Source organism: Bernardetia sp. ABR2-2B, assembly GCF_037126435.1.
Lineage (GTDB): Bacteria > Bacteroidota > Bacteroidia > Cytophagales > Bernardetiaceae > Bernardetia.
This window is the reverse complement of sequence record NZ_CP147020.1, coordinates 984,748-1,004,529: the sequence shown is the minus strand read 5'-3', so window position 1 is coordinate 1,004,529 and position 19,782 is coordinate 984,748. Positions and strand designations below refer to the sequence as shown.

The following is a 19,782-nucleotide window of genomic DNA, read 5'->3' as shown; positions in this document are numbered from 1 at the left end:
TGAGTTTCTCACAAAATTTTTCTCACAAAATTTTCTCAATTATGGCGAAAGCAAAGTATGCTTCTAGTGGTAAAGTTACAAAATTAGTTAGTGTTTTATCTTCTCATTTAAAAGGGTTTCATTTAGCCCGAGTTCAATTTATAGGTCTTTTTGTAATAGCTGTTATAAAGGTAGGTCTAGGAGGTTTAATTCAAATTGCAACTGCGTTTGAAAGGAATGTAGAATACAGTTCTTCTTTACGTCGTATAGAACGCTTTTTAAATTATTATGAGCTTGATTTTCAAGCAATTACTAATTTGATTATTTCCTTAGAAGGCATTGAACAATGGGAAAATATCGTACTGTGTTTGGATAGAACGAATTGGAAAGTTGGAAAAGAGCATATTAATATTTTGCTTCTCTCAGCAGCTCATAAAGGGGTATCTATTCCTCTTTGTTGGTCTGTACTTTCGAGGACAGGAAATTCAGCTACTCAACAACGAATTGATTTGATAGAAGATTTCTTAAATCAATTTCCTAATTTATCTATTACTGCTCTTGTAGCAGATAGAGAGTTTATAGGTAAAAAATGGTTTTTCTATTTAGCTACAAAAAAATTTGATTTTGTAATGCGTATAAAATCTAACTTTAAAGCTACTAGAAAAGGGAAAACAAAGTCTATTGTAGCATGGTGTAGAGGGCTTTCGATTTCAGAAACCTATCAACTAGATGGAACATTTGTAGTCAATGAAGCAGAGGTATATTTATCTGTAAGTCGAACACAAAAAGGATATATTTATTTAGCATCACCTGTTTTATTGGATAATATTTTTGAAATTTATAAACAACGTTGGGAAATCGAAACGTTGTTTAAAGCACTAAAATCACAAGGTTTTAACTTAGAAAATACAAAATTAACAGAACCAAATAAAATAGCTAAATTAATTGCTTTGTGTTCCATTGCCTTTGTTTGGTGTTACAAAGTAGGAGAATGGAAACATAAAAAAACAAAAATAAGAGTCTGTTCAAATGGATATAATGAATACTCTTTTTTCAGATATGGATTAATAGAAATTAAAAAAATACTCAATAATCCAATGACTAGTGAAACTAAATTTGATCAAAAAATTAAAGTTTTGTCAATGGAGTAAGGTTTTTTGCAAAAAAAAAGATATAAATTTATTTTTATATTTTTAAGTTACCATTTTTTAGATTAAAAAAATGCTAAGAAATATACTATGTCTTTTCCTATTTTTTGCTTGTTTTTCATTTTCTTTACAAGCGCAAGAGTTGCAAATTTCTTATTTTGTTGATTCTTTGCATCAGTATAATAATGTTGAAGAAATTGATGATTTAAAGTTTATAGAATCTACAGATAAACTCCTAAATTTTGCTAATACAAATGATGCTATTTGGGTTCGTTTGGAAACTCCTTCTATTGCAGAAGATAAAGTTTTAGAAATAGCTAATCCTTTAATCGATACGCTTGATGTATATCGTAAAGCAGAAAATAAATTTGTAAAAAAACGATATGGTTCACACCTCCCCTTCGACCAGCGTGATTACGATAACAGAATGTTTTTATTTGATGTAGAGGATAACGAAGTAATGTATATCCGTTTTAGTGGTAAGTTTCCTTTAGAGCTTCCCATATATTTATCTGATAGAAAGCAGATTGACAAAAAACAAATCACATATAACTTTTTCTTTGGAATATACTTTGGGATTTTGTTTGCCCTCTTTATGTATAATCTATTTCTTGTATTTAATGTGAAAGACAAAGCATACACTTATTATCTAGGCTATATTGTCTTTGTAGGATTATTTTATGCAATGCTGACAGGCTTTGCACATAGGTTTTTGTACTCTAATACGCCTAGTCTGAATTATTATTTGGTATTTGCAGTATCTTTGGCTCTATTTTTTATTATAGAGTTTTGTTCTCAGTATTTAAAATTAAAGGAACATAGCATTAAAAATTACTGGATTCTTAAATTCTTTGCATCATCGTGTATCATAGTTGCAATATTAGATATATTTTTGGACAAAGCTTTTCTAAATGCTATATCTCAAGTAATGAGTTTGGTAATTAGTATTTATCTAATTGCATTAGGGTTTTATTGTCTTATTGTTGAAAAACAAAAACAGGCATTTATCTATGTAATAGCATGGACAGGTTATTTGACTGGTATTGCCTTGTTAATATTGCAAGTAAACGGAGCTTTAACTCCAAATTTTTTTACTCAAAATGCTATTTTTATTGGTTCGGCTGCCGAAGTAATTCTGTTTTCTATTGCTCTTGCTATGCGTATTAATCAATACAGAAAAGAAAAAGCAATTGCTCAAAAAAATGAACTTAAACAGCTCAAAATCAATCAAGATTTAATTAAAGAACAAAAAGAAGAGCTTGAGCAAAAAGTAGAAGAACGAACTGTTGCTCTTAAAGAAACGGTAGAAGAACTACATCAGATTAATGAAGAATTAGAGACTTCTTTACAAGTTATTACTACTCAAAATGATAAGATTACACACATGCACGATGGTGTAACAGCGAGTATAAATTATGCAAAACGTATTCAAGAAGCTCTGCTGCCGTTTGATAATCGTATGTCTGAATCTCTAAAAAATTATTTTGTATTATATATTCCAAGAGATATTGTTTCAGGAGATTTTTATTGGTTTTCAGATTTAGGAGATAAAATAATTGCAATACAATCAGATTGTACAGGACATGGCGTACCAGGAGCATTTATGTCTGTAATAGGAATTAATGTTTTGGAAGAAATTGTGAATGCTAGGAATATAACCAATCCAAGTGAGATATTGCTTGAAGTAGATAATTTGATTCGTTATTCGTTAAATCAATCAGAGAATCAAGGTCAAGATGGAATGGATATGAGTGTTGTTTGTTTGTATAAAAATGAACGCAAAATAGAACTGGCTGGTGCAATGAATTCTGTTTACTTGATTGAAGATAATGAAATTAAAAGGATAAAAGGAGATAAATTTAGTATTGGAGGATGGCGTAATACGAAGCAAAAAATATTTACTACACATACTATAATTCCTAAAGATACCATCTATGTTTATCAAACAACAGATGGGTATCAAGACCAGTTTGGGGGAATTAAAAATAAAAAATTCGGTTCTAAACGTTTGGAAAGAACCTTTTTTGAGATTCATGCCAAACCTATGAAAGAACAACAAGAATTTTTGAAGGAAACAATCACAGATTGGATGTTGGAAGGTAAAGAATCTCAAATTGATGACATTTCTATATTTGCTTTAGAGTATTAGAACTTATCTTTATACAAGCATCAGAATCAAGACTTCAATTACAAAAAGACCATCAATACCTCCTGTGAAATACCATTCTGAACGCTTACTAGAACTAAAAACAATTAAAAAAGCTGTTAGAAGATAAATCACTCCGAAATGAAGAAGGTAATTTATGTGAAAATTATAGATTAAAACTAGACAAATAATAAGTAAAAAGAGAGCTACTACTTTGCTAATTTGAGGAGATAAAAAACTAACTAAAGTATCTAGTCCAACTTTTTTATCGCCTTCTTTGTCTCTAATATCAAAGGGAATTGTTATTGCTAATGTAAAGAAAAAACGCTCCAAAAATAGTGTTATTGTTTTTGAGTTTTGGATTATCAAATCTTCGTGTAACATCGGAAAAATAACGGTTGCACTTGCCCAAACATAAGCAATCAAAAATATTTTCAGATAAGGAATATTTCGCCAAGCAGGAACTGAAAAGTATTTCTTTTGATTAGTTTTTTCTGTGATATTACTATTTTTTCCGTTAACCTCTTCTTCCAAAATTTCCTCTGAGGGCAATTCTATATGAATAGGAACGGTATAAAAGACAGAAATAACTGCCAAATGAACCAAAAACCAAAACTGATTGAGAGTAATAAAAAAGGGTGCAGGAATAAGTAAAATAAAACCTAGAAAGAAAATCGTTTTGAGGGTATTTTTATTTTTATAAATAAATTCAAATTTTTCAGAAGCTGTCCCCTTTGTGTAAAACACACACAAATTATAAGTAACAAGCGTTCCGAAAAAGAGAATCCAGAGAGGAGCAAGTTCGAAGGAAATACCAACTGTTTCGAAAAGTAAAAGGTAGGTACTCAAGCCCATAAGAGCTGCACCTACCGATATCCAAAAATTTCCAAAAACGAGCCAACGAAAAAGGTTAATAGGATTAAATGATTAAAAGTTTTTACTTTAAAACTGGACAGGAATAACAACACGTTGCTCAACAGCTCTTCCGTGATACAAAGCAGGTTTCCAGCCTTCTTGATATTCTTCAATCAAACGAATAGCTTCATTATCCAAAGCAGGACTAACACTTGAAAGAACCGAAATATCAGCTAAAGAGCCATCTTCTTGTACAAAAAACTGAACGTAGATAGTTCCTGCTTCCCCTGTCGTATTTATTTTATTTTGCTCAAAATAACGATATAGATTTTCTGTTCCACCATAAGGAGTTGCAGAGCGTTCTATATAAGTTGTTTCTTGTCTTCTATTTTTATTGCAACCTCTCCTTTTAATAATAATTCTTGTTTCTCTATGATTATTTATTTCCCAACAGCTCGTTTTTTCTGTGCGATAATCACAGCTTCTAGTATTTTGAGAATTGATTCCCCAAATAGTCAAGCCAATTCCCATGACTATACTTCCAACAAGTAAAGGTTTGTGATGACGATTCAGAAAAGCATAATAATCTTGTAGCCAAAAAGGTGGGTGGTCTTCTAATTTTTGTGTCAGACTTTTGCTGTTTTTGAAAACCATATAGGTAATAGAAGCTAGTGTAGTACCAAGCCAAAAAAGTCCGAATATTGTAAATACGATGAGCATTGCCATAATTATAAGATGTTTTTAGTAAAAGAATGATTGAGTAACTTTGTTAGTTGTAGTGTAGATGTTAGATGTAGCTGTTTTCCACAGATTTATTTTATATTTTTCCAAATCATTCAATAATTTACGAAATCTTGAGCAGTCTTCAAATAATTTTGATTCTAAAAAATCGTAAAAAGTAATTATCAAAGGTCAAATCAAAACTACTTTCTCTCAAATTTGTTAGTAATTCTTATTTCATTTACTTCATTTAAAAAAACAGCTATGAATCAATTTCTCAACTCCTTCATTATGTTATCTTTATCTTTTTTATTTCTAGCTTTTGGAATTTCTTCTTGTATTCCTCCTGACGTAAAAGAAACAGCCGAAACACAGTTTTTTGATTTGAAAGGATTTTTAGATAATCAAATTACTTCTTTGGAAAAATTGGAAAAACAAGGAATTACAATCATTAAAAAAACAGTTCTGCAAGGACAAAAAAGTGAACAAACCCTCAAAAAGATAGACTGGAAAGATGAATTTGCTTTTTTTTATTCTTCTGATATAAATACCCCACAACTGCGTGATAGATATAAGATAGAAAAAACGCCTCAAAAATGGATATTCAAAACAGAGGAAGAAAATTTGATAGTAAAGCAAATGGAAATTCTTTTTGAGAAAGAAAATGATGATTCTTTCGAAAATGTAAAGGAAATCTTGATTGTTCAGAAAGATAAAAATAAGCTTTATGAAAATAATAGAACACTGATTATCAAAGTAAAAAAAGGCTCAATAGAAAGCTATTCTATTAAAGGCTCTGAAAATGTTATCTTGAATGAAAGACAAGAGTTTTTGGTAGAAGGAATTATCAAATAAATGAATAGTAACAAATTATAACTTCCTTATTTATCCATTTTTACTACAAAATCACTAAAAAAATCGCTAAAACTGTAAATTTTATAGACAAAAGTTATTTTTTTTGCTTATTTGTTTTTACCTTTTCATATAAATACGTAAATTTTGAGTTGAATGGTTTTTTAATCTTCTCTTATTGAAATGCCATTAAAACTATTTTTTTAAGAAAACATTTTTTCAACTCATCTTTTTAAGCAATTTTAAATAAAAATATAGGCAGTATGCTCGAAAAATATATCAAACAATTATTAAATGAAAACGATGAAGTTGTCGTTCCAAAACTCGGTACTTTCGTAGCAGGTTATGCAGGTTCTGAAATTTCTGGCAGTTTAGTAGCTCCACCGAGTAAAAAAGTTCATTTTTATGAGAAATTAAAAAGTGACAAAAACGAACTCTTGCGAAAACGTGTAACCGAAGCCGAAGGGATTAGTATTTTTGATTTTCAAGTAGAATTAGAAAAAATGACGAATAGAATAGACGATGAACTCCGAAATTCAGGAAGTTCGTATGTCAGTCAATTAGGAACAATAAAGAAAAAGCCTGATGGTTCGTTAGAGTTTGAGCAAGACGACGATAATCTCTTAGATGACGCTTTTGGATTGCCATCACTTGACAGAAAACCATTGAATAAGAGAGACAACAATCAAGATAATAATGATGAGGATACAGACTTGGTAGCTAATACTGATGATGAGCCTGTTTTTGATAGAGATGCTCAAAAAGAAAAAATAAATGAAGATACAGAAAAAGACGCAGCTCTTTATGCGACCTTAGGAGATAGATTTGCGAAAGATCCAGTAGAGGAAGAAGACCGTCTGAAAAAGGAAAAAGAAGGTTTTATTAACTCTACCTCACATGTAGAGAACCCTCCAGTTAAGAGCGAAACAGCTCCTCCAGTTATCAATGTAGAAGAGGAGGAAGAGGAAGAAGAAGAAAGGTCTTCAATAGTTGCGTGGCTTATCGCTATTCCAATTTTATTTGCTTTTGCCTTTCTACTCTACATACTTTCAGACCCTAGTGCAATGGCAAGTGTAAAGGCTCTTTTAGGGCAAAAACCTGCTACTACGATTGTTACTAACGATACCAATACTGACCCTGTAACAGAAGTTGATAACTCAACTGATGAAACAGCAGATGCTTCTAATTCGACGGACGGAATAGATAATGATAATACAGAAAACAATACAGATACAGATAATGCAACAGACAATACAGCAAATAATGGTACAGACCCATCAACTGAATATACATCAAACTCTGAAACACAGCCAGAAGATATAATTAATAATGCTAAAAATCGTTTTTATATTGTAATCGGTAGTTTTGCAGAAATAGAAAATGCTCGTAAACTTCGCTCAGATTTGCAGGGAAGTGGTGTTTCTAATGCTAAAATTGTAATGTATCCAAAGCGTGGAATGTACCGAGTAACCGTAGGTGACCAAGCTTCACAGCGAGAAGCTTATAATCAAAAGAATACATTAGGAAATACTTATCCTGATATGTGGGTTCTTAATTATTAAAATTCAGAATTGAAATTGCTATTTTTATTCTGACTCTGATTTTCAGTATTTATTCAAAATATTCTAAAAAAGTGTTTTGTACGTATCTTACTAAAGCTATCTTCCTATCTATATAATTAATTTCAACTGTGAATATTTCCCTTATTTTACTTCAAGCTACTATTGAAACTCCCCCTGCAAGTGTAAATTACTTAGATGTATTTATGACAGGTGGAATTGTTAGCTATACGCTTATTGGACTTTCCATTTTATTATTTTATTTTTTCTTTGAAAGGTTATGGACATTTTTCAAGCTCACACGAGAAAATCCAAAAGACTTACTAGACCGTATCAAACAACTATTGATGAGTAGAGGAATGGAAAGCGCACAAGAAGCCTTACGTAAATCTTCTTCTTCTTATTCTGCTATTTTGAGAGAGAGCCTTGAGATAATGACTTATGTAAAATCAGACCAGCTTAAAGAACGTATCGATGAGGTAGCTCAACAAGAACTTACTAAATTAGAAAGAAAAGTAGGTTATATTTCTTTAGTGGCAGGTGCTGCACCAATGGTTGGATTCTTAGGGACAGTGGTTGGAATGATTCAAGCCTTTTCTCAACTTGCTAATCAAGATGGGGCAGCTAGTCCACAAGCATTGGCAGCAGGAATTTATCAAGCTATGGGAACCACAATGGGAGGACTTGTAGTAGGACTTTTTGCCTATATTATGTATAATTATTTGATAGCCAAAATTCATAAAGTAACGGGTAAAATGAATACGCTCATTCACGATTTTATATTGATGTTGCAACAAACAAGCTAATTTTTTTTATTAAAAATAATCTCTATAAAAAAGAATGTTATGCCAAAATCCCAGCTCAAATTCGACCCTACTTTCAATATGTCTTCTATGACAGATATTGTATTTCTGTTATTGATTTTCTTTATGCTTACTTCCAATTTTGTAACCCCTTCGGCAGTAGAGGTCAATGTTCCGACAAGTAATGCAGGTGGCGCAGTAATGCCAAAGCTAACAATTACTATTTCAGAAGAGGGAAAGTTTTATGTCAATAAACAAGAAGTTGCTATCGAACAAATGAAAGACGAACTCAAATCTATTCTTCCAAATACAGGTGATAAAGAAGTAGTTTTACACGCTGAGAATACAACACCCATTCAAAAAATTATTCAAGTGATGGATATTGGACACGAGTTAGGGATAAAAGTTCAGTTAGCTGTTGAGAAAAAGTAGTTTTTAATGTACCAGCTAATTTTCTTTATAATTTATAATTGAATCAGAATGGCAATACCTCCTAATTATATCAACGAAAGTAAACACTTGATGCGTGTTCGCCCAGAACAATTAGATATTTTGTGGAAACAAGGATGGCGACACTTTGGAACACATTTTTATAGATACAGTTGGGCATTATATGATGATATTCTCTGTATGGTTGTGCCTTTGCGTGTAGAGTTAGAAGGGTATGAACAGAGCAAACGATTTAGAAAAATTATGTCAAAAAATAAGCATTTCAGAACTGTTATCGAACCTATTGCGCTCACGACAGAACACCACGTTCTTTTTAATAGACACAAAGAAAAATTTTCACATACTATTCCACAAGACATTTATGTTTTTCTTTCCCGTCAGCCAGACAAAATACCGAACCCTACCTATCAAATAAACATTTATGATACAGAAAGAGAAGGTAAAACAAACCCAGTAGATAAAGGAAGGGGAAAACTAATTGCATGTAGCTTTTTTGATATTGGAGAGGAAGCTATTTCGTCTGTTTATGGAATGTATGACCCAGATTATTACAGTAATAGCTTGGGAACTTATACGATGCTAATGGAAATAGAGTATGCAAAGGAGCAACAAAAAAGCTATTATTATCATGGATATAGTTATGATTTGCCTTCTATGTACGATTATAAAAAGCATTTTCCTAATATTCAAGCTTATAATTGGGAGCGTTGGCAAGACCCAAAGAACATTTTCACAAAACCACTTCCCAAACGTTTTTATCATTTAGTAAAGCTTTCTGATTGGGATTTAGACCATTATCAAGATACACAAATTCGTCCACCAGGAGAATTTATTCATTGTTCGTATGCTGGGCAAGTTGCACGTTCTGCTAACAAATATTTTGCAGATGAAGAGTCTGTTTTGGTTTTGCATATTGCACCCGAACGTGTTCATTCGTTAGTAAAAGATGAATATGCACCTGATGGTTTACTTTTTCCTCACATTTATGGTTATATCCCAAGAATGGCAATTTTTAGAATGAGTGAAATAAGCAAAAATGAAAATGGAGTTTTTGAGTTTGATGAAACTATTGATGATGAGTTTTATGAGTAATAAAAAAAGAGCTTTATCAAAGATAAAACTCTTCTTTACGTTACAAAATAATGTGAACTAAGTTTTTAATGCTTTATAAATCAGTTGTTTATACGCTATTTCTTGAATTTTGTTCCATCGGAACTCTATCTTGGTAAAAAATAGAAGCTAACATCAAATTGTTCTGTAGGAACTTTATATAATTTGTGATTTAAAAAAGCTGATATGTAACTCCTAAAGGAGTAAAAAACGAAAAACATATACTGAGTTCACATTAAAATAAGAATAAACAGACTTACAATTTACTCTTCTTCCGAATCATTTTTAGATTTCAATTTATCAAAAGCATTTGCTCTAGCTTCCTGTTTTTTAGCTCTGCTTTCTCTACTTTCCTTAATGATTGCTTCTCTTGCTTCTTCTGCTTTCTGCGCCATTTGGTCTTCTAAAGACTCATAAGCACTAATAATATGACGAACAAGTTTATGACGAACTACATCTTTTCCTGAAAGTTCTACCACAGCAACTCCATCAATATTTTTAAGTATTTTGACAGTCTGTGCAAGTCCAGAAGAAACATTTCTAGGTAAATCCACTTGGGTCATATCTCCTGTAATTATCATCTTCGAATCCAAACCCAAACGAGTAAGAAACATTTTGAGTTGCATAGTCGTCGTGTTTTGAGCCTCATCTAAGAGAACAAAAGCATTTGAAAGCGTACGACCACGCATATAGGCAATTGGAGCAATTTCGATAACATTGGTATCTTGGTAAAATTTGAGCTTTTCAGGGGCAATCATATCAGCCAAAGCATCATAAATTGGACGCAAATAAGGATCAATTTTTTCCTTCATATCGCCTGGTAAAAAACCTAAGCTTTCTCCAGCTTCAACAGCAGGACGAGTAATAATAATTTTTTTGACCTGTTTATTTTTCAATGCACGGACAGCCAAAGCAACAGCAATATAGGTTTTTCCTGTTCCTGCCGGACCAAGCGCAAAGACAACGTCATTATTTGAGGCAGCCTGTACTAACTCTCTTTGATTAGGCGTTTTGGCTTTGATAGGTGTTCCCTGTACGCCATATACTAAATTCTCGTCTTTCTGACGTGCTTGTGAAATCATATCGGCATCTTGCTCAATATAACTACGAACATCTTCAACAGAAACAAGACCATATCGATTATAATGCTCCAAAAGAAGATTTATAATTTCGTTAATATGTAAAAGTTCGGTGCGATTACCTTGTATGCGAAGTTCGTTTCCACGAGCCACTATCTTACTATTGGGAAAAGAGAGTGAAATTTCTTTGATATTCCTGTTTTCTACGCCCAAAAAATCGACTAAGGAAATATCTTTTAAAGGTATTATTTTTTCTACCAAATTAAATAAAATTAGAAGTTAGAAATATGAATTCAGAAGTAATAACATAAATAGTAGAAGTCAGAATTCTGAATGATAATATGTAATAAACTTAGAACCCAAATATAAGGTATTTAGTTCTAAAATATATCCTCTGAAATCTAAATTTATTATGCTTTATTCATCATAAACTCCTACTGTCATAGGTTCTGTCAGAATTACATTGCTTACATTAAGGTTTCTATCAGCAATACTTATTCTGTATCTCAAAACATCTCCTTTTTTTACAGGAGAAAAACTAGTGCTAATGACTTCAATAGAGTATCTAAGGTCGCCTTCTAAAGCTGTTTCTTTTTCTAACGTATTCAAAACTGGAAAACGAGAGTTGAGATTAAAGTTTTGAGAAGCAAAAGTTACAGGTTCGAACTCTCCGTTTTCATTCAAACGCTCTACATCAGCAAAGAAATTATGCCTAAAAAGATTAACAGTTCCATCTGGGTTTCTATCTGAAAAAGGAGGCAAAGTATCTGATGAGCTTAGTCCTAAATCGCCATCGCCATCTTGAAAAAACAAAGTAATAATTACTGAATCTGTATTTGCTCTTGCTTGACTCTGTAAGTTTTCTATATCTACAAAGGTAATTTGAGGAACAACTGGATAATCAGGTTCTGCAAAACAACCTGTAAGAAAAAATAATCCTACAAAAAGAAAAGCTAAAATTTTGATACTGATACTATCTATTATTTTTTTATTTGTCATGATGACTAATGAGTTATTTTATTTTCCTTGAAAAATTAGACTATAAAAAATGATTCTTTCGCCTAAATATACGACGAAAGAATCAAAACTGATGTTGCATTAAAAATGTTAGATTAAATTTTTAATACATTTTTTATAAAGATTATGCTTTTACTGAATTATCAGCAGCTTTTTTATCTAATATTTCCTTAAAGAATTTATACGTTCTCTTCAAGCCTTCTGCACGATCAATTTTTGGAGTCCAACCTAAGATATTTTTTGCCTTTGTAATATCTGGACAACGCTGTTTCGGATCATCTTTTGGTAAATCGTGATAGACTACTTTTTGAGAAGTTCCTGTCAGTTTGATAATCTCTTCTGCAAAATCAGACATCGAAATCTCACTTGGGTTTCCAATATTCATTGGCAAATCATAATCACTCAAAAGAAGTTGATATATTCCTTCTACCAAATCATCTACATAACAAAACGAGCGAGTTTGAGAACCATCTCCAAAAATAGTCAAATCTTCTCCTTCAATTGCTTGACGCATAAAAGTAGGCAACACACGTCCGTCATCTAGTCGCATACGAGGTCCATAGGTATTAAAAATACGAATCATACGAGTTTCTACTCCGTGTGCTTTGTTATATGCCATTGTGATAGACTCTAAAAAGCGTTTTGCTTCATCATACACTCCACGAGGACCAACAGAATTTACATTTCCCCAATATTCTTCTGTTTGAGGATGTACTTCTGGGTCGCCATAGATTTCAGAAGTAGAAGCTACCAAAATTCTAGCTTTTTTTGCTTTTGCAAGTCCTAAAAGATTATGAGTTCCCAATGCACCAACTTTGAGTGTTTGAATAGGCATTTTGAGATAATCAATCGGAGAAGCTGGAGAAGCAAAGTGAAGGATATAATCCAAATCATCAGGAACATGAACAAAAGTAGTGATGTCGTGATGATAGAATTTGAAATTAGGAAGTTCAAAAAGATGTTCTATGTTTTTGATATTTCCTGTCAGAAGGTTATCCATTCCGATAACATAATAACCTTCTGCAATAAAACGGTCGCAAAGATGAGAACCCAAGAAACCTGCTGCACCTGCAATAAGTATTTTTTTCATTCGTAAATTAATGTCTATTTTTTTCTAAAAGATGAGTATAGACAAATTTAAGGAAAATCTAGGGAAGTTTTGAGTTACTTTATATCAATGTTTAGCTTTCGTCTTATTTTGAGCATAGATTTTTTCAAATCTAATAAGTATTCAGTAATATTTTTATTACTATTTATATCTTCTTGCAGCAGCAAAAGTATTTGTTCTGCAAAATGGACATCTCCGTAAGGATCATCTACTTTGACATTTTCTGCTTTCTCATCAATAAATTTTTTCATGCTTTTGATACTCTGCTCATTATTAAATTCCAACATGACGTATAAATAAACAGAATTACCCATACGACTATGTTTTGTTATAAATGATGCTATATCAGGCTGAAATTCTTTCCAATCAAAGACAGCACTTAACCAACTCAAAACTATTCTTATTCTCCAGTTATCAATTTCAAAACTTTCAAATAATAATCTGACTTCATCTTTTAAGTTAGGACGATTCACTATTTTTTCTAAAGTATTAAAAAATTCAGCCTCTTCCTCTTCATCCATATCGTCACAATAACAAAGAGAAAATATATCCAAATAAATTGGTGCAACTATTTCTGTTATAATATCATATTCTTTATCAGTCACTGGAATAATATTTTAACGTACTCTTATTTCACTTTTTCCTCCGAAAGGATTTAGAAATGTAACACTTACTAAACCTTTAACAGGAGAAAATTTAATACATTCTAAATATATATAATCAGATACTGGAGCAATTAGATATTTGACTGAATAAGTGTAAACCGAATCTAATTTTTCATCATAAGTTTTACTTGTGAGAGTAAAATTCATTTTTGTAGAAAAAGGTTCTGGTGCAATGGAAAAGTAATCGTCTATTATCAGATTTTCTTTATGTATTGAATTAATATTATTTACAAATAGAGTTTGTTCTGAAGAACCTTTTTGAGACATAAAGAATACAGTATCTTTAGTAGATCGTACATATCCCCATGGGTACTTATTATTATACCGATTAATGAAAATAGGATAATAGTATTTACCTCCTAAAGTCAGAGAATTAGAATCAATTCCTATTAAAACTCTTTTCTCTTCGTATTCATCGAAATTCTGTAATCTATAAACAGAAGGAAATCCTTTATATGTACAACTACACAATAATAGAAATAACAGTAAATAGCTAAACTTTAGTACCTTATAACCTATCATATATACTCATATTAAATTTCTCTGGATTATTTTATTCACTTAGAAAATATTGTAATAATTATTCTCAAATCTCATAAACCACCCTCACTTGATACTGCGAAAAATGATGTTTTACTTTATCAAAGTCTTTTGTAAAACCTAAAATAAAACCTCCACCACCTGCGCCACAGAGTTTCAAGTAATAATCATCTGTTTGTAAGCCATGTTTCCAAAGTGGACGGTATAAAGACGGAATCATAGGCTGGAAGTTTTTGTATTGAAAATGAGATAAATCACTCAAATTATTAAACATAGCTTCTAAATCATTAGCCAAGAAGGTTTCTATACAAGCATTATTTAGTGGAATAAACTCATTCTGACAAGCATCAGCAAAGTCTTTATTTTTACATTTTTCTAAGAAAAGATTGACCAACGGTTCTGTTCGGCGTGGTCTGCCTGTATTGAGTAAAAATACTGCTCCTTTGTTAGGTTCTTTAGGATTTTTCTTATTGACTTCAAAATCTGGAATTTGAGTTACTTCAATATGCTTTTTACTTTTTATGAGCAACGGCATATTCAAATAACAAATCAGAGGGTCAAAACCAGAGCTAGAACCGTGAAAATGACTTTCCATTCTAGCAAAAACCTTTTTTAAGTCACTTATCTCTTCTGTTGTCGGAACTCCATTAGCAATCGGTAGCTTTTTACGTGCATAACGCTGATACATGGCAGCCGTTAGCGAACCAGAACTCCCCACTCCAAAGCCCTGTGGAATGGTAGATTCGAAGAAAAGTCCTTGTTCTAAATCAAAATTTAAGGAAGTAAAATCAAATTCAATGGGAAAGTCCTCTTCTTTTGTGAGTTTTTTTAGATAATCAGCAAAAGTCCTTAATTCTTTGTTGGATTGGAGAATTTTGGAAGAAACTTGCGTTACGTTTTTGAAAATTAATCTTCCTTGAAATAAATCGTAAGGAAGAGCAAGTCCCATTGCTTCGTGAATGATGCCGTACTCGCCAAAAAGTAGAATTTTTGAGTTAAAAAAAGGAGATTTCATTAAGGTTTAATTACGAACTACCAACTGGGTGTTATTGGTAAATGATTTATATGATTTTTATGATGAAAGGCAGGATAATACTTTTGAATTATCAATACAAATAAGTGTATTGAATTTGAAATTAACTGGTTACTGGTTACTATTTACTGGTAACTGATCCTTTAGGTATTTTCCTTCAAAACAAAACGGCTTTAGCTTTCTTTCTATAAAGTCCAAACACTCGTTTTTGTATTTATTAGGATATAAGACGTGTACATTTGCACCAGCATCAAGTGTAAAACAGATAGGAATATTATTGTCTTTTCTGAATTTTTGAATTTTTTTGATGATTGTGAGTGTTCCTGTTTCCATCAAGATAAAAGGAGGAGAACTACACATCATGAGTGCATGAAGCACGAAAGCCTCATTTTCTACTACTTCAATAAATGTTTTGGTATCGCCTTTTTCTAAAGCTGTAATTAATTTTTGTAGATTTGAATGCGCCAGTTCATAGCGAGTTTGTGCAAAAGGATTGGTTTCCATAAGCGCATGACCTGCACGACTAGAAACACTTTTTTCTTCTGCCGAAACAATCAGAATAGTATCTTGATAATTTTGAAAAATATCATGAATTGGCAAAGAATAGGGAGAAGCATACAAGTCAGAGGTGTTTTCGATGGCATTTGTTTGTCCCCAAGTTGTGATTGGAATATTCGAATACACCGAACGAGCAGCACTTCCAGAACCCAAACGAGCCAAATAAGAAGCCTTTTGATAAAATTCTTCTTTATTCTCTAAAGTATTCAAAAGTTGCTTTTCCAAATCACACAAGCACAAAGCTAGAGTTGCCATACTAGAAGCTGACGAGGCAATTCCTGCCGAGTGAGGAAAGGAATTTTGAGAATAAATTTTGAGATGAACAAAACCTAAAAATGGTTGAGTAGGCAAAAGACTTTCTAAGAACTTGTGTATTTTCTGTTCAAATTTTTCATTTTTCTTATTTTCAAACCAAAATTCTAAAGAAATTTCTGATTTTGATTCATTTTCTGCTTTAGTTTGATAATGCAGTTTTGTTTCTGTAAAAGCATTGGTAAGTGTAAAACTCAGCGAAGGATTATTAGGAAGTTGAACTCCATGTTTGCCCCAATATTTTATGAGAGCAATATTTGAAGGACTTTTATGTATGACTGTTCCTTTTTTTTCTTCTTTCGATAGAAGAGAAGTTTCCTTAAAAAAATCGTTGTCTGTTACAGAAAAATTCATGAATAGAAAGTTAAAGTTAAATGTTGTTGGTGTCGCTTCACTAAAACACCAACAACGGCGAAGTAAGCGAAAATCTATAAATCAAAAGCACAAAGTTACTTATCAAAATGGATAAATACTTTTTTTTGAGAAATGTTTTGATAAAATATTACTTTCTACTTATATCCCTCTGCTTGTAAATTAAATAATTCGGCATATTTTCCATCTTTTTCTAAAAGCTCATCATGTGAACCGATTTCTAAAACACCTCCATTTTGCAAAACCAAAATCCTGTCAGCCATTCTTACTGTTGAGAATCTGTGTGAAATCAAAACGGCCGTTTTTCCTTCTATCAGCTCTGCAAAACGCTCAAAAACTTCGTGTTCTGCTCGTGCATCTAATGCTGCTGTGGGTTCGTCCAAAATATAAAGCTGTGCATCTCGCATATACGCACGTCCTAGAGCTACTTTTTGCCATTCTCCACCAGAGAGCGAAACACCACCTGTGAATTTCCGACCCAGCATTTGGTCATATTTTTCAGGCAGTTTTTCTACTACACCATCAGCTAAACTTTTTGTTGCAGATTCTTTAATCAATTCCTTATTTTCTCTTTCGTTTATACTTCCAACTGCAATATTTTCAGAAACAGTCAGTTCAAACTTGACAAAATCTTGAAAAATAACACCTATCAAATTACGCAGTTGTGTGGGATTGTACTCTCTCAAATCATATCCATCTAATAAAATTCTTCCTTCTGTTGGGTCGTAAAGCCTAGCTAAAAGTTTTACTAAGGTTGTTTTTCCTGCTCCATTTTCTCCTACTAAAGCTAGTTTTTCGCCTTTATGAAGTGTAAAAGAAAGATTTTTGATAGCATAACGTTCTTGATTTTGATACTTGAAGCCTACGTTTTCAAACACAAAACCTTCTTTGATAGGATTAGGAACTTGCCTTTGTGTTTCAGTAACAGGAATGAGGGGTTCTAACTCCAAAAACTCAAACAAATCTTTTAGATAAAGCGCACTTTGAGCAATACTAGAAAAACGTCCCATTATTTGCTGTAATATAGAACGTAGCCTTTCGAATGAACCAGCCAAAAAAGTCAAATCTCCAAGTGAAATTACTTTTGTAATCGTTTCAATAATAATAAGAATATAAGCCACATAATAAGAAGCTGTTCCGATAAGCGAAAAAACACTTCCCCAAAAAGCTCTTTTTTGAGTCAATACTTTATTTTCATTATAATAATTATCTGAAAGAAATTTGAAGCGATTTGATAAAAAATCAGATAAGCCAAATACTTTGAGTTCTTTTGCTGAAAAATCACTTGCTCCGATATAACGCAAATAATCTAATTCTCTTCGTTCAGGTGTCCAACTCAAAGACAATGAATAGGCACGTTCGTTGAAATGAGTTTCTCCCAAAAAAGCAGGAAGAAGAGCTAAAATCAAAATCAAGATAAGCCAACCATTAAAAGCTACTAAACCAATTGCTAATGAAACAAGTGTAATAATATCTTGCCCTTGAGACAAGACTTGTGTCATCAAGATTACACGCCCAGAAGTCTGCTGCCTAGCTCGTTCTAGTTTATCGTAAAAGGTAGCGTCTTCAAACTGCTCTAAATCTAATTTAGAAGCGTGTTTGATAAGCTGAACAGAAGTGTAATTAGCAACCAAATCTCCCAAAAGATTATCTGTAAGTGTAATTATTCTACTCAATATCTCTGAAAAAATTGTAAGTCCTAATTCTATCCCAACCAAAATCCAAAGATACTTTGTGTTTTCAGAAATAAGTTCAAAGGCAGTTTCAGAGTTAATAAGCCGTACAATTTCATCAATAATTAACTTTCCGACATAAAGAGTTATGAGTGGAATAATTGCTTTGAAAATTCTAAGAATTAGAGTTGTGAAGGCAAGACGTGGACTTGTTTGCCAAATAAGCTTAAAAAAGCGAGGTAAATAATTGAGTGCTTTTGCTTGGTCTTTTATAGTTAATTTTTCTGCTTCTGCTTTTCGTCTTCTGTTTCCGTCTCCCTTTGCCATTTTTTATGCTTTTTATTTAATTTCAAATTTCTAATTTATTTTGCTATTTCAATTACAAAGTTACGACAAAATAGTTTTTATACTTTGTGTTCTGATGATATACAAGGCAGAGAAACTAGAGAAGTTTAAGTTTTTTACAGACTTTTTATCAAAAAATACTATATTTGTTTCTTCTTATTATTTTATATGAAATTTACTGACCCTTTCTGAATGAGTAATATTGTTATTAAATCTACTGATATAAGCAAACAGTACCGTTTGGGGCTTGTAGGAAGTGGAACTCTTAAAGATGATGCAGCTCGTTTTTGGGCTAAGATAAGAGGGAAAGCAGACCCTACTCTTTTGGTAGGACAAACCAATGACCGTACTCAAAAATCTAACTCTGATTATGTATGGGCATTGAAGGATATAAACTTTGAGGTAAAGCAAGGAGAAATTCTTGGTATTATTGGAAAGAATGGTGCAGGAAAATCAACACTACTCAAAATTTTATCAAAAATAACTGCTCCAACAACTGGAAGTATCAAGATAAAAGGTAGAATTGCTAGTCTTTTAGAAGTAGGTACAGGTTTTCATGGAGAACTCACAGGGAGAGAGAATATTTACTTGAATGGTGCTGTTTTGGGTATGTCAAGAAGAGAAGTAACTCGTAAGCTAGATGAAATAGTGGATTTTGCAGGTGTAGAAAAATATATGGACACTCCTGTAAAGCGTTATTCTTCTGGTATGACTGTTCGTTTGGGTTTTGCTGTGGCTGCTCATTTAGACCCAGATATTTTGGTAGTAGATGAGGTTTTGGCTGTTGGAGATGCAGAGTTTCAGAAAAAAGCAATTGGGAAGATGAAAGATGTTTCTACTGATGAAGGACGAACAATTCTCTTTGTTAGTCATAATATGAATTCTGTTAAATCTCTTTGCACTAGGGGCTTACTTCTTGAACATGGTAATATATCTTTTGATGGAAATATTGATAAAGCTGTTGCGAGATACTTAGGGGGAGACACTACAAATTTAAATTATAAAAAGTTAGATGATACTTGGGCTTTAGAAGGTTTTACTTTAAAGTCTGTTGCTGTCAAAAATAGAAATAAGACTATAGATGATCCTATCGCACAAGATGATGATATTGAAGTGATATTTGATTATGAGTTTTATGAAGTAAGTACTGAACGTTTAGATATAACACTTCATTTCAAAGGAGAAGATGGTACATACCTCTTTGTTGTGAGTACTGGCAGTATTTTTGAAAATGGATTAAAGTTGGGTAAAGAAAAGTTGAAAATGTATATCCCATCAGGTTTTTTTAATGAAGGAGAGTTTACTATAGATGTTTTTTTAGTAAAAGGAAAAAGGGTAGCTGTAAAATATGAAAAGGATGTTATTAAATTATTAGTTATTCCTAGAAAGAGAGATATAGGCGTTTACTCTGGTAAGGAAGTTGGTTTTATCCAACCTCAATTTGAATGGGCATATTAA

18 protein-coding genes are annotated in these 19,782 nt (G+C 32.1%); 8 read left to right on the top strand and 10 right to left on the bottom strand.

Annotation, left to right across the window (positions count from 1 at the left end; translation table 11 throughout):
* Window positions 1-41 precede the first annotated feature (41 nt).
* Window positions 42-1,130, top strand: coding sequence for an IS4 family transposase (locus tag WAF17_RS04205; protein WP_338760955.1), 1,089 nt, complete (start codon window positions 42-44; stop codon window positions 1,128-1,130).
* Window positions 1,131-1,200: 70 nt separating this feature from the next.
* Window positions 1,201-3,276: a 7TM diverse intracellular signaling domain-containing protein gene (locus WAF17_RS04200; RefSeq protein WP_338766628.1), complete on the top strand. Its 2,076-nt coding sequence runs from the start codon at window positions 1,201-1,203 to the stop codon at window positions 3,274-3,276.
* A 9-nt stretch (window positions 3,277-3,285) separates the two neighbouring features.
* Here the strand turns inward: WAF17_RS04200 and WAF17_RS04195 are convergent, their stop codons facing one another.
* Window positions 3,286-4,128, bottom strand: coding sequence for a hypothetical protein (locus WAF17_RS04195; protein ID WP_338766626.1), 843 nt, complete (start codon window positions 4,126-4,128; stop codon window positions 3,286-3,288).
* 87 nt (window positions 4,129-4,215) lie between these two features.
* Window positions 4,216-4,854 (bottom strand): energy transducer TonB, encoded by a 639-nt coding sequence (locus tag WAF17_RS04190; protein ID WP_338766624.1) that lies wholly within the window; start codon window positions 4,852-4,854, stop codon window positions 4,216-4,218.
* Between the two features lie 258 nt (window positions 4,855-5,112).
* On the opposite strand from WAF17_RS04190, the gene WAF17_RS04185 reads away from it, so the two are divergent.
* The 5 genes from WAF17_RS04185 (at window position 5,113) to WAF17_RS04165 (ending at window position 9,604) form a co-directional block, all read left to right on the top strand.
* Window positions 5,113-5,703: a hypothetical protein gene (locus WAF17_RS04185; protein WP_338766622.1), complete on the top strand. Its 591-nt coding sequence runs from the start codon at window positions 5,113-5,115 to the stop codon at window positions 5,701-5,703.
* Window positions 5,704-5,963: 260 nt separating this feature from the next.
* Window positions 5,964-7,262, top strand: a complete 1,299-nt coding sequence (locus WAF17_RS04180; protein ID WP_338766620.1) for an SPOR domain-containing protein — start codon at window positions 5,964-5,966, stop codon at window positions 7,260-7,262.
* 128 nt (window positions 7,263-7,390) lie between these two features.
* Window positions 7,391-8,065 carry a MotA/TolQ/ExbB proton channel family protein gene (locus WAF17_RS04175; RefSeq protein ID WP_338766618.1) on the top strand — a complete coding sequence of 225 codons (675 nt, stop codon included), beginning with the start codon at window positions 7,391-7,393 and terminating at the stop codon, window positions 8,063-8,065.
* A 39-nt stretch (window positions 8,066-8,104) separates the two neighbouring features.
* The gene (locus WAF17_RS04170; protein WP_338766616.1) at window positions 8,105-8,494 is read left to right on the top strand and encodes a biopolymer transporter ExbD; all 390 of its coding nucleotides are present in this window, start codon (window positions 8,105-8,107) and stop codon (window positions 8,492-8,494) included.
* A gap of 48 nt (window positions 8,495-8,542) precedes the next feature.
* Window positions 8,543-9,604 carry a DUF952 domain-containing protein gene (locus tag WAF17_RS04165; RefSeq protein WP_338766614.1) on the top strand — a complete coding sequence of 354 codons (1,062 nt, stop codon included), beginning with the start codon at window positions 8,543-8,545 and terminating at the stop codon, window positions 9,602-9,604.
* Between the two features lie 281 nt (window positions 9,605-9,885).
* On the opposite strand, the gene WAF17_RS04160 is transcribed toward WAF17_RS04165, so the two are convergent.
* From WAF17_RS04160 to WAF17_RS04125, 8 genes are all read right to left on the bottom strand, one after another.
* The gene (locus WAF17_RS04160) at window positions 9,886-10,962 is read right to left on the bottom strand and encodes a PhoH family protein (protein WP_338766612.1); all 1,077 of its coding nucleotides are present in this window, start codon (window positions 10,960-10,962) and stop codon (window positions 9,886-9,888) included.
* A 156-nt stretch (window positions 10,963-11,118) separates the two neighbouring features.
* On the bottom strand, window positions 11,119-11,700 hold the full coding sequence (locus tag WAF17_RS04155; protein WP_338766610.1) for a hypothetical protein: 582 nt from the start codon (window positions 11,698-11,700) through the stop codon (window positions 11,119-11,121).
* Between the two features lie 142 nt (window positions 11,701-11,842).
* Complete coding sequence (locus WAF17_RS04150) at window positions 11,843-12,808, bottom strand: UDP-glucuronic acid decarboxylase family protein (protein WP_338766608.1); 966 nt, start codon at window positions 12,806-12,808, stop codon at window positions 11,843-11,845.
* A 74-nt stretch (window positions 12,809-12,882) separates the two neighbouring features.
* Window positions 12,883-13,431, bottom strand: coding sequence for a hypothetical protein (locus WAF17_RS04145; protein WP_338766605.1), 549 nt, complete (start codon window positions 13,429-13,431; stop codon window positions 12,883-12,885).
* A 12-nt stretch (window positions 13,432-13,443) separates the two neighbouring features.
* Window positions 13,444-14,013 (bottom strand): hypothetical protein, encoded by a 570-nt coding sequence (locus WAF17_RS04140; RefSeq protein WP_338766603.1) that lies wholly within the window; start codon window positions 14,011-14,013, stop codon window positions 13,444-13,446.
* Window positions 14,014-14,077: 64 nt separating this feature from the next.
* The gene (locus WAF17_RS04135) at window positions 14,078-15,046 is read right to left on the bottom strand and encodes a mevalonate kinase (RefSeq protein WP_338766601.1); all 969 of its coding nucleotides are present in this window, start codon (window positions 15,044-15,046) and stop codon (window positions 14,078-14,080) included.
* A 129-nt stretch (window positions 15,047-15,175) separates the two neighbouring features.
* A complete protein-coding gene (locus WAF17_RS04130) occupies window positions 15,176-16,288 on the bottom strand; it encodes a diphosphomevalonate decarboxylase (RefSeq protein WP_338766599.1) in 1,113 nt (370 codons plus the stop codon).
* A gap of 155 nt (window positions 16,289-16,443) precedes the next feature.
* A complete protein-coding gene (locus WAF17_RS04125) occupies window positions 16,444-18,306 on the bottom strand; it encodes an ABC transporter ATP-binding protein (RefSeq protein ID WP_338766596.1) in 1,863 nt (620 codons plus the stop codon).
* 210 nt (window positions 18,307-18,516) lie between these two features.
* On the opposite strand from WAF17_RS04125, the gene WAF17_RS04120 reads away from it, so the two are divergent.
* Window positions 18,517-19,782 (top strand): ABC transporter ATP-binding protein, encoded by a 1,266-nt coding sequence (locus WAF17_RS04120; protein WP_338766594.1) that lies wholly within the window; start codon window positions 18,517-18,519, stop codon window positions 19,780-19,782.

Bases quoted from the DNA above. Each gene is read 5' to 3' on its own strand.
- WAF17_RS04180 (WP_338766620.1), top strand. From the start codon at position 5,964: ATGCTCGAAAAATATATCAAACAATTATTAAATGAAAACGATGAAGTT.
- WAF17_RS04135 (WP_338766601.1), bottom strand. From the start codon at position 15,046: ATGAAATCTCCTTTTTTTAACTCAAAAATTCTACTTTTTGGCGAGTAC.
- WAF17_RS04125 (WP_338766596.1), bottom strand. From the start codon at position 18,306: ATGGCAAAGGGAGACGGAAACAGAAGACGAAAAGCAGAAGCAGAAAAA.
- WAF17_RS04140 (WP_338766603.1), bottom strand. From the start codon at position 14,013: ATGATAGGTTATAAGGTACTAAAGTTTAGCTATTTACTGTTATTTCTA.
- WAF17_RS04155 (WP_338766610.1), bottom strand. From the start codon at position 11,700: ATGACAAATAAAAAAATAATAGATAGTATCAGTATCAAAATTTTAGCT.
- WAF17_RS04130 (WP_338766599.1), bottom strand. From the start codon at position 16,288: ATGAATTTTTCTGTAACAGACAACGATTTTTTTAAGGAAACTTCTCTT.
- WAF17_RS04205 (WP_338760955.1), top strand. From the start codon at position 42: ATGGCGAAAGCAAAGTATGCTTCTAGTGGTAAAGTTACAAAATTAGTT.
- WAF17_RS04200 (WP_338766628.1), top strand. From the start codon at position 1,201: ATGCTAAGAAATATACTATGTCTTTTCCTATTTTTTGCTTGTTTTTCA.
- WAF17_RS04190 (WP_338766624.1), bottom strand. From the start codon at position 4,854: ATGGCAATGCTCATCGTATTTACAATATTCGGACTTTTTTGGCTTGGT.
- WAF17_RS04195 (WP_338766626.1), bottom strand. From the start codon at position 4,128: ATGGGCTTGAGTACCTACCTTTTACTTTTCGAAACAGTTGGTATTTCC.
- WAF17_RS04185 (WP_338766622.1), top strand. From the start codon at position 5,113: ATGAATCAATTTCTCAACTCCTTCATTATGTTATCTTTATCTTTTTTA.
- WAF17_RS04170 (WP_338766616.1), top strand. From the start codon at position 8,105: ATGCCAAAATCCCAGCTCAAATTCGACCCTACTTTCAATATGTCTTCT.
- WAF17_RS04165 (WP_338766614.1), top strand. From the start codon at position 8,543: ATGGCAATACCTCCTAATTATATCAACGAAAGTAAACACTTGATGCGT.
- WAF17_RS04150 (WP_338766608.1), bottom strand. From the start codon at position 12,808: ATGAAAAAAATACTTATTGCAGGTGCAGCAGGTTTCTTGGGTTCTCAT.
- WAF17_RS04120 (WP_338766594.1), top strand. From the start codon at position 18,517: ATGAGTAATATTGTTATTAAATCTACTGATATAAGCAAACAGTACCGT.